Origin of the sequence: Phyllobacterium myrsinacearum (genome assembly GCF_014138285.1) — a bacterium.
In the GTDB taxonomy this organism is placed as follows: Bacteria; Pseudomonadota; Alphaproteobacteria; order Rhizobiales; family Rhizobiaceae; genus Phyllobacterium; species Phyllobacterium myrsinacearum_A.
In genome coordinates this window covers 219,982-236,850 of sequence record NZ_JACGXN010000006.1, presented here as the reverse complement: position 1 = coordinate 236,850, position 16,869 = coordinate 219,982, and the positions used below count along the sequence as shown (strand labels likewise).

Sequence of the window (16,869 nt, the reverse complement as noted above, 5' to 3'; positions counted from 1 at the left end):
TGATAAAAATTTGGCGATGCAGCGCTTTGAAGCTGCATCGCCAGATAGCAAAGTTGATACGATCTCCAGTCAAATCCTTTGCAGAGACGGCGAGCTTCACGGCTCGCCGTTTTTTGTTTCCGTCAAGACACCATCAGGTGGTCAAAACAGGTGCCCGCTGACGCTTTGTGAACTGATAGGCAATTGCCAACAGCCCAAACCAGATTGGCGCCACATAAAGCGCGACACGGGTTGATGGATCAAAGCCCAGGAAGACAGCGACCATCAGCAGGAACGCCACGACCAGCCAGTTGGCAACCGGAGCTCCCGGCATGCGGAAATGCACGGGGTTCGCCTCGCCTCTGGCGACGGCGCGGCGATAGCCGAGATGCGCGATCATAATGATTGACCAGGTCCACAGGCTGCCAACCAGAGAGATGCTGGTAATCCAGATAAAGGCCTGTTCCGGCACGACATAGTTCAGCACCACGCCGATGGACATGACCGCTGTTGAGGCCGTGATGCCGTAGAATGGCACATGGTTGCGGCTGACCCTGCCAAATATGCGGGGCGCCTGACCGGCACGCGCCAATGTAAACAGCATGCGGCCATTGCTGAAAATACCGCTGTTGCATGATGAGGCAGCAGCGGTGATGACAACGAAATTGATCACATCGGCTGCGATGCTCAGTCCGAGTTTGTCGAACACGAAAACAAACGGGCTGGTATTCGGGTCGAGCTGATTCCAGGGCAGAAGAGCCATGATAACGGCCAGAGCACCAAGATAGAAAATCAGGATTCGCCAGATGATGCCGTTGGTAGCACGCGGCAGTACATCTTCCGGGTTCTCGGCTTCACCCGCGGTGACGCCTATCAGCTCCACGCCCTGATAGGCGAACATGACCATCTGCAGGGCCAGAACAGCACCGAGCGCGCCGAAAGGCAAAAACCCGCCATGCGTCCACAGATTGGAGAAACTGGCCTGCTGTCCAAGTTCGCCGATCCGAAAGACAATAACGGCAAGCCCGCCAAGGATCAACGCTACAATCGTGACAACCTTTATGAGGGCGAACCAGAATTCAAGCTCACCAAACAGCCGCACCGCGACGACATTCACGATATAAAGCACCGCCAGGGTCACCATAGCGGGCACCCATTGCGGCACATTCGGCAGCCAGTAATGGATATAGACGCCGACGGCCGTGATCTCGGCCATGCCGATAACCACCCACATGAACCAATAGGACCAGCCCGTGGCAAAACCGGCAAAAGGCCCGACATATTCTTCCGCGTAGGTGGCAAATGAACCGGCAACAGGCTTGTGCAGAAGCAATTCGCCGAGTGCCCGCATAATGAAGAACACGGCAATACCGCCGACGGCATAGCTCAGCAACAACCCGGGTCCGGCCATTGATATGGCCTTCCCGGATCCAAGAAACAGACCAACGCCGATGGCGCCGCCAATGGCTATCATATGGATATGGCGGCTCTTGAGTTTGCGTGCCAGATCACCGTCACCGGACAGATTCTCTGATTGGCTCGACATAGTCATAGCGGTCCCTCCTCCTGGCCGATGTCATGATGCAATCGTCAATGCGACTCTAAAGTCGGCGGGATATTACATGGATCGGCGCATACGGGAGCACAGTGTAGGTCAATAATGTTGACCTATTGAAACCTAAGTTGATGAACACTTGTATCACTAAAAATCCAAGTGAAATCAGCGCCCGAAATTTGGACGGCGGCTGCGGGACATTGGGGTACATACCGGCTTTTATGCCAGAGAACCCCGCATAAATGAGACACCATCATTTTAAACCAGACTATTGCTGTTGCGCGAGTTGCCGGTTGCTGGTCGTGATATGCGGCCCGGTGTTGGTATCCTTGACCTCTGGTTTGCCGGCATCAATCAAACCGCTCCAGCCGCCGCCAAGTGCCTTGTTGAGAGCGATATAGTCGGTCGCAATGGCCACGCGGCTTTGGAGGAGTGCATCTTCCGCAGTATAGAGAGACCGCTCTGCGTCGAGGACATCAAGAAAGCTCGATGTTCCGCTTTGATACAATGACCGCGACAGGCTGGCTGCGTCGCGATAATGCTTGGCCGAGGCGGCAAGCTTTCCATTTCGGATACGCTCCTGCGCCAGCGACACGATGGCATTTTCCACATCCTCCAGCGCGGTGAGAACGGAAGATCGATAGGCAACAAAATATTGATCCCGCTGTGCCTGCGCGACTTCAACAGCCGCCTTCTTCTGGCCGCCGCTGAAAAGCGGTACGCTCAATGTCGGACCGAACGACCACCCGATGCTGGAGTTTTTGCCGAGATCCCCGACGTTCAGCGCTGTCGTGTCAATATTGCCTGTCAGGCTGACACTGGGATAACGCGCCGCCTCGGCCTGACCGACTTTTGCAGTGTATTGCGCGTATTGGCGCTCTGCCATCCTCACATCAGGTCGCGTCAAAAGAATATCTGCCGGAACACCTGTGGGCACAGGCAAACGCGGTGTGGGGATAGGGGTACTGCGTTTCAGCCTTTCGGTCAGGGCAGCTGGCGGCCTGCCCGTCAGCACCGAAAGGCGATGCACCGCTTCTGCATAACTTGTCTCAAGCGAGGGTATTTCCGCTTCAGTGCTGTTTGCGAGTCCCGAGGCATTTGCCACGTCAACTGCCGACGATGACCCGGCTTCAAATTTCGTTCGCGTGAGAGCCGCTGTTTCCCGCTGCGAAGCCGCAGTCCGCCGGGCCAATGCGATACGCGCCTGATAACCCCGCGCCTGAGCATAATAGGAAGTCACATCACCGACCAAAGTCAGCGATGTGGATCGAAGATCCTCGCCCGCTGCATCCAGCCCATATTTCGCTGCTTCGGTACTGCGCTTGTTCGCGCCGAAAAGATCAAGTTCCCAGCTGGCATCAAAGCCCGTCTCGAACTGGCTTGAAATCTGTGCGGACGTGCCTGTACTAGCGGCGCTCGTTCTCGTGCGGGTTGCTGATGCCGAACCGTCAACGGATGGCAGAAGCGTGCCGGCCGTCTGCCTATACGTCGCGCGTGCTTCGCGGATTTTTGCCTTGGCAGATGCGACGTCCAGATTGCCTGCCACGGCCTCTTCAACAAGTGCATTCAGCTCGGGATCGCGCAGCCGCTGCCACCAGTTGGACAGCTCGGCCGGCTTCGGCGCTTTTGCCTGTTTGCTGCTTCCCCATTTGCCGGGCATCGAGATCAACGGCTTCTGGTAATCCGGCCCAACGACGCAGCCGGCCAGACAGGAGCTCAAGACAAGAAGCCCGAGCATTTGCCTGATGCGAAATTGCTGTTTTCTCAAAAGGCCCGGATCACCGGCAGCTGATGTCATTTTTGTCATTTCATCCATCTTGGAAGTTCTCATTGGGATGGCCTAGTTCGAACCGAGTTTGGCTGTCTGTCCGTCTTCGGTTGTTTCATTCACCTCGGCAGACCTGCGGCTGAACAAGCGCCTGACTGCAACGAAAAGCAGCGGTACAAAGAACACGCCGAGCACTGTCGCCGCGATCATGCCGCCCATGACACCGATACCGATGGAATTCTGGGCACCTGACCCAGCACCGCTTGCCGTGGCAAGGGGCGTCACGCCCAGGATGAATGCGAAGGATGTCATCAGGATCGGGCGCAGACGCTGGCGCGCGGCCTCCAGTGTCGCCTCCACCAGCCCCAAGCCGGCGGTTTGCCGCTCGATGGCAAATTCCACGATCAGAATGGCGTTTTTTGCGGCAAGACCGACCGTTGTCAGCAAACCGACCTTGAAATAGACGTCGTTGGTCTGGCCAAACAGACTCGCTGCCAAAAGCGCTCCGAAAATGCCAATGGGGACCGACAGCATCACGGCAAATGGGATCGACCAGCTTTCGTAAAGCGCTGCCAGACACAGGAAAACGACAAGCACAGATATGGCATAGAGAGATGTAGCCTGATTGCCAGAAAGCTTTTCCTGCGCCGAAAGACCGGTCCATTCATGGGAATATCCCGCCGGCAACTGGGCCATGAGGTTGTCAATCTCGTCCATCGCCGCACCGGAACTGACGCCCGAAGCGGCAGCACCCTGAATATCAACAGCGGCAGAGCCATTGAACCGCTCGAGCCGGGGCGAGCCGAACGTCCAGTGACTGGAGGCAAAGGCCGAGAATGGCACCATGTCACCGGATGCGTTGCGTACATGCCATTTGTCGAGATCCTCCGGTTGCATGCGGAAATCCTTGTCCGATTGCAGATACACGGGTTTCACACGGCCGCGATCGATGAAATCATTGACGTAGTCGCTGCCCCAGGCGGTGGAGAGTGTCGTGTTGATGTCGGAAAGACTGACACCGAGCGCGCTGGCCTTCTCCTGGTCGATGTCGATCGCGAACTGAGGCTCGTCCTCCTGGCCATTCGGACGCACATTGGCGAGAAGCTTGTTCTGGCCCGCAAGAGCCAGCAGCTTATTGCGCGTCTGCATCAATGCATCGTGGCCAGCACCATTGACATCCTGGAGGTAGAACTCGAATCCATTGGAATTGCCCATGCCCTGGATCGCCGGCGGGTTGAAGGCGAACACGCGGGCATCCTTGATTTGGGAAAATACCCGCATGGCCCGGCCGGACACTGCATTCGCCGCGAGCTGCTTGGACTGACGCGAAGCAAAATCCTTGAGCCTGACAAAGGCGATACCGACGTTCTGACCGGATCCGCCGAAACCGAAACCGGCGGTTGTGAAGACACCGTCGACCGCATCCTTCTCATCGTTCAGGAAATGGTCGGACACCTGTTTGAGCACGCGCAATGTCCGATCCTGCGTGGCACCCACCGGCAACTGGACACTGGTGATCAATATCCCCTGATCCTCTTCGGGCAGGAATGAACTTGGAAGGCGCACGAACATCCAGCCCATGGCAATTGCGATGGCAAGGAAGATGATCAGGAAGCGTTTTCCGCGATGAATGATGCCCTGCGCCCCATTGCGGTAAGCCGTGGTGCTACGGTCAAAAGCCCGGTTGAACCAACCGAAAATACCCTTGCGTTCGGCGTGATCTGTTGGCGCACGCAGGATCGTTGCGCAAAGTGCAGGCGTCAGCACCAGCGCAACCACTACGGAAAGCACCATAGCGGCAACGATGGTAATGGAGAACTGGCGATAAATGATACCGGTTGAACCGCCGAAGAAAGCCATGGGTACAAACACCGCAGACAATACGGTGGCGATGCCGACAAGCGCGCCGGTAATTTCCTTCATCGATTTTTGCGTGGCCTCTTTGGGAGGCAGCTTTTCCTCCTGCATGACGCGTTCGACATTCTCGACAACGACGATCGCGTCGTCCACGAGGAGACCGATGGCCAGCACCATGGCGAACATCGTCAGGGTGTTGATGGAATAGCCCGCCATGGCGAGCACGCCAAACGTCCCAAGAAGCACCACCGGCACGGCGATGGAAGGGATAAGCGTTGCCCTGATGTTTTGCAGGAAGACAAACATCACCACGAAGACAAGGACAATAGCCTCTATCAGTGTCTTGACGACCTCCTCAATCGAGAGAAGAACGAACGGCGTGGTGTCGTAGGGGTAGTAGACCTTCACCCCTTCCGGAAAGGTTGACGAAAGACGGGATATGGCGGACTGCACCGCTTCAGCAGCATCGATAGCGTTGGCACCGGTGGCCAGATTGATAGCAAGACCAGCAGCAGGCATCCCGTTATAGGCAGCGCTTGTCGTGTAACTCTCCGCACCGATCTCCACTCTTGCCACATCGTTGAGACGGACAAGCGAACCATCCGTTGCGCTTTTGAGAATGATATTGCGGAACTGTTCAGGTGTCTGGAGACGGCTTCTCGCCGTCACCGTCGCGTTGAGTTGCTGCCCCTGCCGTGCCGGCAAAGCACCGAGCTGCCCGGCGGAAACCTGCGTATTCTGCGCCTCAATTGCCGTGGAAACATCGCTCGGCATGAGCGCATATTTTGCCAGTTTATCCGGATCAAGCCATATCCGCATCGAATAGCTGGCACCGAACAACTGGGTTGAGCCAACGCCTTCGACACGCTTGAGCGTATCGTTGAGGGTGCTGTCGACATAATCCGCAAGATCGGTGGACGTCATTTTCCCGTCGGTCGAAACAAACGCGACAACCATGAGGAAACCTGTCGACGATTTGGTGACTGTCAGTCCGTTGCTCTGAACGATTTGCGGCAGTTGTGACGTGACAAGCTGCAGCTTGTTCTGAACCTGCATCTGAGCCACGTCAGGATTAGCGGCACTCGTAAAGGTCAACGAGATACTCGTGCTTCCCGTCGAGCTTGATGTCGAGGTCATATAATCCAGATCATCGATACCGGTCATTCCCTGCTCGATGACCTTCGTCACTGAGTTTTCAACGGTTTGCGCGTCGGCGCCGGGATAGGAGCCGCTGATGCTGACGGTGGTTGGAGCGATCTGGGGATAGCGCGATACCGACAGGGAATTCAGCGCAAGCAGACCACCAAGCATGATGACGATGGCAATCACCCAGGCAAAGATCGGACGGTTGATAAAGAAGCCGGACATGGGGGACCCTCAGTTCTTGGCTGTGGCGTCTGACGCCGGCTTCTGTTCAGGGTTGGCAGCGTCAGCCAGCGCCGGCTGAGGAAGAGCGGCCTGCTTCTGCTCCTTGACCTCGCCAGTCACATCGTCAATCGTCACTTCGACGGGTGTTGCACTCTGGCCGGCGCGGGCGAACTGGGAGCCCTCCACGATGACCCGGTCACCGTCGTTGACTCCCTTCTCCACCAACCAGTTGTTGCCGACCGTGTTGCGAATGCCGAGTACGCGCTCCTCGACCTTTCCGTCAGCGTTGACGACAAGAGTCGTCGCCTCACCCTTGGCGTTGCGGGTAACCGCGCGCTGAGGCACAACGAAGCTGTTCTCGGCGATACCTTCCTCGACAACGGCACGCACATACATGCCGGGCAAGAGCAACCGATCCGGATTGGGGAACTGTGCGCGCAAGGCAAAGGTGCCCGTCGTCTGGTCGACATTGGCCTCGGCGAATTCCATCTTGCCCGTGTGCACAAAGGTTGTGCCGTTGTCGAGTTTGAGCTTTACGCTCACATTGGTTCCGCTCAGTTTCACTCGGCCGTCCATGATAGCCTGACGAAGATTGAGCAGGTTCGTGCTCGACTGCGATACGTCGACGTTGATGGGATCAAGGGTGCGAATGGTTGCAAGCGCCGTATCCTGGCTCGCAGTCACCAGCGCACCCGGTGTCAATGACGACTTGCCGATGCGGCCGGAGATTGGGGCGGTGATTTTCGTATAGGCGAGATTGATGCGCGCTGTTTCGGTGCTGGCTTTGGCAGAAGCCACGTCAGCATTCGCTTGCGCAAGCGAAGCCACGGCATCATCGAGATCCTGCTTGCTGATTGCATTCTGCTTGATCAGGCCCTGGTAGCGCTCCAGTTTGGCCTGGGCGCTTGGCACAGCGGCTTCGGCCTTCTGCTGTGCCGCAATCGCGCTGTCGTAGGTCGCCTGATAGCTTGCCGGATCGATCTGGTACAAAGCCTGTCCGCCCTGCACCTCCCCGCCCTCTTCGAAGAGCCGCGACTGAATGATGCCTCCTACCTGCGGACGTACATCGGCACTCAGTGACGCCGAGGTGCGGCCCGACAATTCGGCGGTGACAGCAACCGATTGGGGATGCAGCGTCACGACACTCACTTGCGGGCGTGTCTGTGCGGCAGGCGGTTTGGCCTGTTCCGAATTACATCCACCGAGGACGAGAGAGAGTGCAAACAGACCGGCATATCCCCATTGGATGCGAAATATTCCAACAGTTTTCTCTGATTGTCCTAGCATTTCTGGTCCACACTCTTTCTGTTGCACAGCGCTCAATCCATCCGTTCAAAGGACTCTCGCGCCGTTCTGCTTCCGTAAAAGCGGAAACCGGGCACAGACGCGCTCATCAGCCGTTCAAAGTTCAGGGATTTGGGAAAGGGCCACACGATATGGCGATGGGGCGGGGATTTGCGCACGATAAAGGCCTTCTCACACAACGTTCTCCCCGCTGGCCTCTATAAATGGTTGGGTGTGAAGCAGCGTTAAGTTTGTGTAAAGTTATGTAAAATCGGGCCCACGCCGGATGAGAGCGGGTATAGAAAAGATTGAATTCAGGGCGCGAGGCGGATCATGACGAAAGTCTTGCTGGTCGATGATGATGTGGAGCTGACCAGCCTCCTCTCGGAGTATCTCAGGGAAGAAGGTCTGGATGCCAGCGCCGTGCATGACGGGAAACGCGGCATCGAGGAAGGCATCTCTGGTTCCTACGATCTGGTCGTACTGGATATCATGATGCCTCAGCTCAACGGCATTGAAGTCATGCAGCGGATACGGCGCTCCAGCGAGATTCCAATTCTGATGTTGAGTGCGCGTGGCGACAATATTGATCGCATAACCGGGCTGAATCTCGGCGCCGACGATTATCTGGCAAAACCCTGCTCACCGAGTGAACTCGTGGCCCGTATCCGCGCGATCCTGCGCCGGACCGGCCGTCACAAGCAGGATCAGGAAGAGCATCTGCTGCAGTCCGGTGCGCTCAAGCTGTTTCCGCGCTCGCGGACAGCGGAGTGGCAAGGACACCACCTGGAGCTGACCGGAACGGAATTCAACCTGCTTGAAGTGCTCGTCCGGAGCGCTGGTCAGATGGTCTCCAAACAGGACCTCTCCAAAGGCGCATTCGGCCGCCCCCTGACGGCCTTCGACCGCCGCATTGATGTGCATATCAGCAGCATCAGACAGAAACTTGGAAAGGCAGCAGACGGCCAGTCCTGGATTCGGTCAGTACGCGGCATGGGCTATCAACTCGTCGAGGACCAGTAATGGGTCGCGTCTTCTGGCGATTTTTCTGGACGCTCGCACTGACCATCGCGGGGGCGATACTCGTCGTTATCGCCATCAGCACCATATTCGACCTTGCACCACCCAAGGGAGCGGCGCAGGACCTGATTGAGACAGCGGTCCTGGATTCAGCTGCCACCGTACTGAAAGATTCGGGGCCCGATGCATTGGCCAAATTCGCCACATCGGCTGCATCGTTCGACAGACCCGTTGACCTCATTATCACCAAGGTTGGACTTGGTGCCTGCCAACCCGACCCCACGACGACGGCAATATCAAGATTGATCCAAACGCCCGAGGGCTGCACCAGCATCACGGCGGCACGAACAACCTATTCGATTTTCGACAGGATGCGCGGCATCTGGCTGATTGTCTTTGCCGGAACCATCACAAGCCTTGCGTCGGCACTCTGGCTGGCCAGATATCTGCTTCAGCCGCTGAAGACTCTACAGGCAGGATTAAGGTCTCTTGCGAAGGGTGATTTCAGTGTGCGGATCGGCAAGACATTCGGTCATCGCAAAGATGAGATAACGGCGGTCGGCCATGACTTTGATATTGCCGCGACCAAGCTTGATGATTTTCACCACAGCCAGCAACGTCTGTTTCACGATGTTTCCCATGAACTGCGATCGCCGTTGTCACGTCTGCAGGCGGCGACCGGTATTCTCAGGCAGAACCCTGCCCGGTTGCCGGATCTGCTTTTGCGCATCAACCGCGAGATCGACAGGCTCGATGAACTGGTCGAAGAAATATTGACACTTGCTCAACTGGAATCCGGCGAACCCTACGAGTTTGACAGACAACCGGTCGATCTCGTCGAACTCGTCAATGCTATCGTGGAAGACGGAGCATTTGAGGGACAAGCTCAAGGCATCAGCCTTGAGGTAACCGGCATTGACTCAGCGGTTTCCTACGCCAACGGCGAACTGATCTACCGGGCAATTGAGAATGTCATTCGCAATGCCATCAAGTACAGTGCGACTGGCGGCAGGGTTGTGATCCGTACGGCAATACTGAGCGATGGCAACGCGCTGCTCATCCGTGTCGAAGATTCAGGTCCGGGTCTTCCAGAATCTGAAATGGAAGCGATTTTTCGGCCATTTGTGCGGGTAGAGGGTACAGGCGGCCCGAGGGCGGGTGTGGGCTTGGGTCTGGCGATCACCCGGCAGGCCGTGGAGCTTCACGGCGGATCGGTGAGAGCCGAAAAGGGGCAGCCCAAAGGCCTCGTGGTGGAGATTGTCATTCCACTTAAACCAGACCCGTTCAAACAGGATCAAATCTAACCGGGATTTGCCGAAACGGCGGACGCGATGGCCAGATGGCAATCGCGTCCGGAACCATTATTTCGCGGGAGGGCTTCCCGGTTGTTGCGCTGCCATCTTCGGAACACCGGCGAGCAGAGCTGCTTCATCTGCTACAATACTGGCAGCCTCGTTCAGCAACACGTCCTTCGCACTCTTTCGTGCTTTCTCGATGGCGATGTCTGCACTCAGGCTACGCTCATTGGCCTGCAGGCCGTCATCCTGCGTGTTCAGATCGGCGGAATCGTCATCGTCACCTGTTCCGGCTCCATCGGTGATCTTTTCGCGGGATTTGAGACGGTTCGCCTGGGCGTTCATCTCATTGCGGCGGTCAGTCTCATTGAGTGAGATAACACGCTTTTCGCGCTGCTTTTTCAGATCCGCCATATCTTCCACAAAACGCTGGAAAGCAGGATCCTTCTGAACCCGTGCTTCGTGACGGGTCTGCAGTTCCGGAATCAATGCCTTCAGATCAGCAGAAGGGGTATAATTTGCCGGCGGAACCTGCGTCCATGGCAGAGCATTGTCGTAGCTCGACTCGCCAAAGCTCTTGGGGTCCGAGAACCCGGGCAGGCTGACATCCGGCGTTACGCCGCGCAGCTGCGTTGTACCACCGTTGACGCGGAAGAACTGGGCAACGGTCATCTTCAGCTCGCCGAATTTCGGCTTGCTGTTGTGGGCCAGCTGATCAAGATTGACCACCGTTTGCACGGTCCCCTTGCCAAAGCTGGGTTCACCGACAATCACACCACGCCCATAGTCCTGAATCGCAGCAGCAAAAATCTCGGAAGCCGACGCTGAGCCCCGATTGATCAGGACGCCAACCGGACCGGTCCACGCCGGTGCCGGCAGGTTGTCGCTCTCGACATTCACCTCACCACCGGCATTGCGTTCCTGCACCACGGGCCCTTTGCCGACAAACAGGCCTGTCAGATCGATGGCCTCTGCGAGTGAACCGCCGCCATTGTTGCGCAGATCAATCAGGACACTGTCGATCTTGTCCTGCTTCAGTTCCGTCAGAAGCTTGGCAACATCGCGGCTGGCGCTGCGGTAGTTCTTGTCGCCCTTGCGGCGTGCCTCGAAGTCTTCGTAGAAGGCAGGCAGAGTGATCACGCCGATTTTACGGGTAGCGTCACCATCCTTTACGGACAGAATGGTCTTTTTCGCCGCCTGTTTGTCGAGACTGATCTTGTCGCGCACCAGATTAATCGTGCGATGCTTGCCATCGGGTCCGGCATCGGCCGGCAGTATATCCAGCCTGACAACCGAATCCTTGGCGCCGCGGATCATTTTGACAACTTCATCAAGGCGTGTGCCGACCACTTCCTTTATCGGGCCGCGCTCGCCCTGGCCAACGCCGATGATCCGGTCACCGACCGCAAGCTTGTTCGACAGCTGCGCGGGACCGCCAGCCATCAGTTCGCGGATGGTCGTGTAGTCGTCGCGCTCCTGCAAGACGGCCCCGATCCCCACCAGCGACAGTTTCATGGAAATATCGAATTCGGCCGAAGCCGTTGCACCGAAATAATCCGTATGGGGTTCAACCGAGGTGGTGTAAGCATCCATAAATATCTGGAACACGTCGTCGCTTTTGTATTTATAGGCGCGTTCCTGCGAGTTTTGGTACCGTTTGTCGAGCGTGTCGCGAATGCCGTCATCGGTCTTGCCCGCGAGCTTCAGGCGCAACCAGTCGTTCTTAACGCGCTTACGCCAGATTTCGTCGCTCTCTGCCTGTGTTTGCGGCCATGGCTCCTTGTCACGTACGAAGGGATAATCTTCCTTCACACTGAAATCAAAACCTTGTTTCAGGAGCCCACGCGCATAGGTCAAACGTTCAACAACGCGCTGTTCATAAACATTGAAAATGGAAAAAGGAATCCGCAAGTCTTCCTGATTGATACCATCATCGATCTTCGTGCTGTCAGTCATGAACTTGTCGATGTCTGCCTGAACGAAAAGGAACCTATCGGGATCAAGCGCCTTCAGAAACCGATCCATGATTTTGGCGGAAAGGGCATCGTCCAGCGGAACAGGCTTGTAATGGTACCGCGTCAAAAACTGAGCGCTCAAACGAGCCGCCTGTGCCTGTTGTTGCAACGGCGTCAGGGCCGGGGGTGAACCGGCTTCCAGCGCGTGGGCAGAGGGCGCGATTGCCAGAAACACACAGAGCAAACCATATTTCATACGCATTAAAGCTTCGATCCGATTTTTAACGTTCAGGTTTCGATATTCAATTTCGTCAATTGAATGTTGTTGGAACAATTATGGTTTTTTTGGCAACCGAACACCAGATTAATCCGGACTTCATCCCGATTATTTCTTTTTTTCGCTGCAGTACTGCAGCAGATTTGCCAGATAACAGTGGTTGGCAGTTTGAACTTCACCGGGCGGCCGCAGCAAGAGGTGCTAGTGTGATGCCAACAGCGTTTCAAGCTCGTGCGACGTGGGAAAAGCCGACTGCGTTCCCTTTCTTGACACTGTGACAGCGGCAGCTTTCACCGCATGTTCAATCGCCAGCCTATCCAGGCGGCACGTGCGCCTGGCCGATGACGCGAGGGCCACGGACATGAATGTATCGCCTGCACCAGTCGTATCAACAACGACAGACGGATGGGCCGGCACTGCGATCATTTCCTCAGCGTTTGCCAGAATAGCTCCATTATGACCCAGCGTCAGAACCACGTCGCGCAGACCGCATTCCAGCAGATACGCCGCAGCTGCATTGCCGGTTGTTCCTGTAAGAGCAAGAGCCTCGCCCTGGTTGAGAAAGACCACGTCGACCAGGTCCCAAAGGCCAGAGAAATATGGGCGCAGGGGCGATGGATTGAACGCCGTGATCATTTGAAGACATCGGGCTTGTTCAAGAATTTCGCGTGTCGCCTGATGGGACAGGTTGCCCTGCAGGATCGCCAGATCACCCGGCTGAGCGCCTTGCAGCAGCGGAGCAACGTCGGATGCACTCAGATTCCGGGCAGATTCCGTTGTCGTGACAATCGCATTCTCCCCATCGGGAAGTCGAAAAATAATGGAAACATCACTGGCTTTTCCCTGCAGTTCGACCAGTTCGGCAACAAGGGGTTCGTTCTGCAGGCGTTGGCGTATCGCCGTAGCGCGTGCATCATTCCCGACGGGTGTGACCAATGTCGTTGCTACGCCGCACCGTGCCATGACAATGGCCTGGTTCGTTCCCTTGCCTCCAAGATCGTGTGCCCCGACCTCGCCAAGGATGGAGGCTCCCGAGGTTGGAAGCGCGTCCACAATGATCGTTTCATCAATGGTGACATTGCCGATTACATAAGCGCGCATTGCTGGGCCTTTGGAATGCTAGAGGTATGGCGCGTCATGAAAATCGATCTCGAGCTGCATGGCATGGCCGAAAATAGTGCTTAACCGCGAACATGCCTGCTCGGACAGATCTTCACCTGCCAGATCAAGCTGACGCTTCAGCCACGATGCCTGTTCCGCGAACCCCTGGCTCACATGCAGATCAATCCACTCCTTGAGCATGGGATCGCTGATGTGGCATGCGGACGCCTCCTTCGACCACGACCAATACATCCATTCCGCTGCAAACATTGCGGCAACGATATCAAGGAATCCGCCTTCTGCTGCAATGCAGAGCATCCCGGAGCGAAATGCTGCAACCGCAGGCGTATTGACGTCGAATGCGGAAGAGTCGATTGCCCGAAGCGCGAAGGTTCGCTCGAAATAGACGATCTGCTCATTGGCAAGTGCATCGAGAACGGCAATCATCCAGCGCTTCTGCTCCATGGTTTGGGCTGTCGCCGCAGCATAGGCAAAGATGGAAATTGCCGTCTCGACGAAAGCCCCCTCATAGACGAGATAGCGGTCAAACACGTCCTTGCTCAACGCATCGCTTTTTATGTCTTTGACAAACCGGTGGTCCAGCATCGTTTGCAGAACGATCGCATTTTCACGCAGGATTCGGTCGGAAAGGCTTTCTTTGTCCATCCTCTCAGTGCTCCAGTCCCGGTTCAGCGGCAGCGCGAAATGCCTTGACCCGCTCGACGTCTACAGGATTCCACCATACCCCGCCCTGCTTCAATGAAGAGGCAACGATGACGCCGTTGGTCCGGCTCAGTATCTCCACGATATTGTCCCGGTTGACGCCTGATCCAACGAGAAGCGGCAAATGGGTTGCCGAACCGATTTCCTCAATTTCCTCGATCGTCGCGGCATTGCCCGTACGCTGGCCGGTTGCGATAACGCCGTCGGCATCAAAGAACGCAAGGTCGCGCGTCAGCTCCTCGATCGTACGGTCTGCAACGATAGCGTGGCTGCCGTGCTTCACATGGCTGTCGGCAAAGACCTTGATGTGCTCAGCGCGCAGCATCGACCTGTAGCGCATCGCCTCTGCTGCCCTGCCCTCCATGAAGCCTTCATTCGCCACATAGGCATTGGCCCATTGATTGACACGAATGAACTTGGCACCGCCGGCCATGGCAATGGCGAATGCCGGGATCGGCGCATTGGCGAGCACATTGATCCCGAGCGGAATGCCGACGGCGCGGGCAATGCGATCCGTCACTACGGACATGAATCCTGTTGTTTCAGGCCCGATATCATCCGGCTTGGAAAAGGGAATATCGCCATGGTTCTCGATAACGAGCCCGTGCAATCCCCCTTCCACACAGGCCTCGGCATCCCGCATGCAGGCATCATAGATCGTATTCATATCGCCCCCCTTATATCGGGGTGCGCCGGGAAAGGCCGGGCAATGAATCATTCCGATGAGTACCTTGTTCGCACCGAATATCTCCTGAACGGCATTGGAGCTACGATCCGATATTTCCTGCATGTTGTTCCCTTTCATACGTATTTTGCGATGGTGGTTGGCGCGCTTGCGGATGTCAGCGCGTCAGCCATGTCAGAATGTTTTTCCAAAGCGTGCCATAGCCTTCCCATTCACAGAAAGCCGGGGAGAGCCAATGCGGACCAATATCGGACGTCCAAACTGCGGTGTTGCCTTTGCCATAATGTCCGAGAACCAGCAGCGGATGCCCGCCCTGATCGTCCGGCAAGGTTGCAATCACTTCGACATCCGACCGGTCGCGAAGCTCGACCTCATTGACGCCCAGGAGCACCGGCCAATCTCCACCGAGACCCGCCATGACTGGGTGATCCGGCTTGACGATCTTCGCCGTCGTACCTTCAGGGATTTCAACCCGGTCATCATAGGGAAGACAGGTCACCGGAAGCACGTCTTCAACGGCGGTTCGCCGCCAGCGCGCCTTGCCATCAATGCCCTGGAACGAGAAATAGCCCCCGACCATCAACAGCGCACCTCCCTTTTCCACCCAGGTCTTGATCAGCTTCAGCCGGTTGGGAACAGTGCGCGAATGCAGCCATACATCAGGCGGCAGCAGCAGCGAGTTTGCGCCGATGTCAGACAGTATAATGACGTCATAGACGTCCAGCCCTGCCATATCGTAGGGGAATTTATCGACCGCTTCATGCGCGGGCATATAGGTCAGATCGAACGCACTGCCTGCCAGCGCCTTGACCAACGGTTCTGCACCCAGGTGAAATGTAACACTGCCGAATTGATCGAAACCTTTGTAGTGCGTGGCCGAACTGACCCAGCTTTCACCAACCAGAAGGACTTTCTTTGTCATGGGATCACCAAACTTTCATGAATTTCAAAATAAGGGTTAACCTCAGGCCGGAGCCTGAAAGACAGCGCGTGGATTGGCCCGCATCATCTGATCGAGGGCGGTTTCATCGAGACCGTGCCGCTTGACGCGCGGCAGGAAATGCCTCAGCACGTAGGCGTAGCCATTGCCGCCATAGCGGGTCAGCATCATCTTCAGAAACACGTCATGTGACAGAAGAACCCGGCCGAGATAACCAGCTTCCGCCAGCCGCACTATTGCCCTGGCAGCTTCTTCATCACTTGGACACTGCACCTGCTGATCCGCATAGAAAAAATCCATGCCAATCATGTCATACTCAATGAATGCGCCACGGGCAGCGAGTTCACTCTGATAGCTGAAATCGTCATGGGAGGGGTTCATGTGACAAAGAACCGTGTGCCTGATATCGGCACCCTCCTGCGCTACGATGTCGAGCACGCGATGACCAAGCCGGAACCAGCCCGGCAGATGCACCATTAGGGGAAGCCCCGTTCGCACCTGTGCCTGTGCCGCACCGCGCAAGGACTTCTCTTCTTCAGCTGTAAAATCCGAGGAGACGCCGATTTCACCGATCAACCCGATCTTGACGTCGGTACCGTCTACGCCTTCCACCGCTTCCCGCACGATCTCATTGGCAATATCGTCAACGGTCATGGCTGCAACTTCGGCCGGATGGGATGAGCCCAGATAATATCCCGCACCCATCACAACGTTGAGACCCGCTGCCTTCGCGATACGCCGGAGGGCCAGCGGATTGCGACCAATGCCTCGGCATGTGGGTTCAACCACGGTCTGACCGCCTGCATTGGCAAAGGCGCGCAGTTCTGAAATCGCCAACGGTTCATCATCAAGTGTGATGTTGTGCTTGTTGACGAAGGGGTCCTGCTTCAGTTCACCCAGTATCTCGATGCAGACGAAACCGCCGGCGAGATACTGCCGCTCCGGCGTTTTCGGCGCATGCCACCAGCAGCGGCAATCATTGAGAATGTGCTCGTGCATCAACGTGATGCCGAGCGCTTCCGCTGCGATGGGACCATTGACCGTCATCACCTTGCCCGAACG

The 16,869-nt window shown here is 56.5% G+C and carries 12 protein-coding genes; 2 read left to right on the top strand and 10 right to left on the bottom strand.

Annotation, left to right across the window (positions count from 1 at the left end; genetic code table 11):
* Positions 1-133: 133 nt before the first annotated feature.
* From FHW16_RS18645 to FHW16_RS18630, 4 genes are all read right to left on the bottom strand, one after another.
* Positions 134-1,531 carry an amino acid permease gene (locus FHW16_RS18645; protein WP_182550774.1) on the bottom strand — a complete coding sequence of 466 codons (1,398 nt, stop codon included), beginning with the start codon at positions 1,529-1,531 and terminating at the stop codon, positions 134-136.
* 271 nt (positions 1,532-1,802) lie between these two features.
* The gene (locus FHW16_RS18640; protein WP_182550858.1) at positions 1,803-3,272 is read right to left on the bottom strand and encodes an efflux transporter outer membrane subunit; all 1,470 of its coding nucleotides are present in this window, start codon (positions 3,270-3,272) and stop codon (positions 1,803-1,805) included.
* A 102-nt stretch (positions 3,273-3,374) separates the two neighbouring features.
* Positions 3,375-6,527 carry an efflux RND transporter permease subunit gene (locus FHW16_RS18635; RefSeq protein WP_182550773.1) on the bottom strand — a complete coding sequence of 1,051 codons (3,153 nt, stop codon included), beginning with the start codon at positions 6,525-6,527 and terminating at the stop codon, positions 3,375-3,377.
* Positions 6,528-6,536: 9 nt separating this feature from the next.
* Entirely contained in the window at positions 6,537-7,814 is a 1,278-nt protein-coding gene (locus FHW16_RS18630; protein WP_182550772.1) for an efflux RND transporter periplasmic adaptor subunit, read from the bottom strand.
* Positions 7,815-8,144: 330 nt separating this feature from the next.
* Here FHW16_RS18630 and FHW16_RS18625 point away from each other — a divergent pair, with 330 nt between their 5' ends.
* Both FHW16_RS18625 and FHW16_RS18620 read left to right on the top strand, forming a co-directional pair.
* Positions 8,145-8,834 carry a response regulator transcription factor gene (locus FHW16_RS18625; RefSeq protein ID WP_182550771.1) on the top strand — a complete coding sequence of 230 codons (690 nt, stop codon included), beginning with the start codon at positions 8,145-8,147 and terminating at the stop codon, positions 8,832-8,834.
* The gene (locus FHW16_RS18620; protein ID WP_182550770.1) at positions 8,834-10,135 is read left to right on the top strand and encodes a HAMP domain-containing sensor histidine kinase; all 1,302 of its coding nucleotides are present in this window, start codon (positions 8,834-8,836) and stop codon (positions 10,133-10,135) included. The genes FHW16_RS18625 and FHW16_RS18620 overlap by 1 nt, the downstream gene beginning before the upstream one ends.
* Before the next feature lie 57 nt (positions 10,136-10,192).
* Here FHW16_RS18620 and FHW16_RS18615 read toward each other — a convergent pair whose 3' ends face one another.
* From FHW16_RS18615 to FHW16_RS18590, 6 genes are all read right to left on the bottom strand, one after another.
* Positions 10,193-12,343, bottom strand: coding sequence for a carboxy terminal-processing peptidase (locus tag FHW16_RS18615; protein ID WP_182550769.1), 2,151 nt, complete (start codon positions 12,341-12,343; stop codon positions 10,193-10,195).
* A 216-nt stretch (positions 12,344-12,559) separates the two neighbouring features.
* Positions 12,560-13,459: a ribokinase gene (locus tag FHW16_RS18610; RefSeq protein ID WP_182550768.1), complete on the bottom strand. Its 900-nt coding sequence runs from the start codon at positions 13,457-13,459 to the stop codon at positions 12,560-12,562.
* An 18-nt stretch (positions 13,460-13,477) separates the two neighbouring features.
* The gene (locus FHW16_RS18605; RefSeq protein WP_182550767.1) at positions 13,478-14,125 is read right to left on the bottom strand and encodes a TenA family protein; all 648 of its coding nucleotides are present in this window, start codon (positions 14,123-14,125) and stop codon (positions 13,478-13,480) included.
* 4 nt (positions 14,126-14,129) lie between these two features.
* Entirely contained in the window at positions 14,130-14,972 is an 843-nt protein-coding gene (locus FHW16_RS18600; RefSeq protein ID WP_182550766.1) for a BtpA/SgcQ family protein, read from the bottom strand.
* A gap of 52 nt (positions 14,973-15,024) precedes the next feature.
* Positions 15,025-15,789, bottom strand: a complete 765-nt coding sequence (locus FHW16_RS18595) for a glutamine amidotransferase (RefSeq protein ID WP_182550765.1) — start codon at positions 15,787-15,789, stop codon at positions 15,025-15,027.
* A gap of 42 nt (positions 15,790-15,831) precedes the next feature.
* Positions 15,832-16,854: a phosphotriesterase family protein gene (locus tag FHW16_RS18590; protein ID WP_182550857.1), complete on the bottom strand. Its 1,023-nt coding sequence runs from the start codon at positions 16,852-16,854 to the stop codon at positions 15,832-15,834.
* Positions 16,855-16,869 lie beyond the last annotated feature (15 nt).

Excerpts from the sequence above, each read along its gene's own strand:
- FHW16_RS18625 (WP_182550771.1), top strand. The coding sequence starts at position 8,145 with ATGACGAAAGTCTTGCTGGTCGATGATGATGTGGAGCTGACCAGCCTC.
- FHW16_RS18640 (WP_182550858.1), bottom strand. The coding sequence starts at position 3,272 with ATGCTCGGGCTTCTTGTCTTGAGCTCCTGTCTGGCCGGCTGCGTCGTT.
- FHW16_RS18615 (WP_182550769.1), bottom strand. The coding sequence starts at position 12,343 with ATGCGTATGAAATATGGTTTGCTCTGTGTGTTTCTGGCAATCGCGCCC.
- FHW16_RS18610 (WP_182550768.1), bottom strand. The coding sequence starts at position 13,459 with ATGCGCGCTTATGTAATCGGCAATGTCACCATTGATGAAACGATCATT.
- FHW16_RS18590 (WP_182550857.1), bottom strand. The coding sequence starts at position 16,854 with ATGACGGTCAATGGTCCCATCGCAGCGGAAGCGCTCGGCATCACGTTG.
- FHW16_RS18645 (WP_182550774.1), bottom strand. The coding sequence starts at position 1,531 with ATGACTATGTCGAGCCAATCAGAGAATCTGTCCGGTGACGGTGATCTG.
- FHW16_RS18605 (WP_182550767.1), bottom strand. The coding sequence starts at position 14,125 with ATGGACAAAGAAAGCCTTTCCGACCGAATCCTGCGTGAAAATGCGATC.
- FHW16_RS18620 (WP_182550770.1), top strand. The coding sequence starts at position 8,834 with ATGGGTCGCGTCTTCTGGCGATTTTTCTGGACGCTCGCACTGACCATC.
- FHW16_RS18595 (WP_182550765.1), bottom strand. The coding sequence starts at position 15,789 with ATGACAAAGAAAGTCCTTCTGGTTGGTGAAAGCTGGGTCAGTTCGGCC.
- FHW16_RS18635 (WP_182550773.1), bottom strand. The coding sequence starts at position 6,527 with ATGTCCGGCTTCTTTATCAACCGTCCGATCTTTGCCTGGGTGATTGCC.
- FHW16_RS18600 (WP_182550766.1), bottom strand. The coding sequence starts at position 14,972 with ATGCAGGAAATATCGGATCGTAGCTCCAATGCCGTTCAGGAGATATTC.
- FHW16_RS18630 (WP_182550772.1), bottom strand. The coding sequence starts at position 7,814 with ATGCTAGGACAATCAGAGAAAACTGTTGGAATATTTCGCATCCAATGG.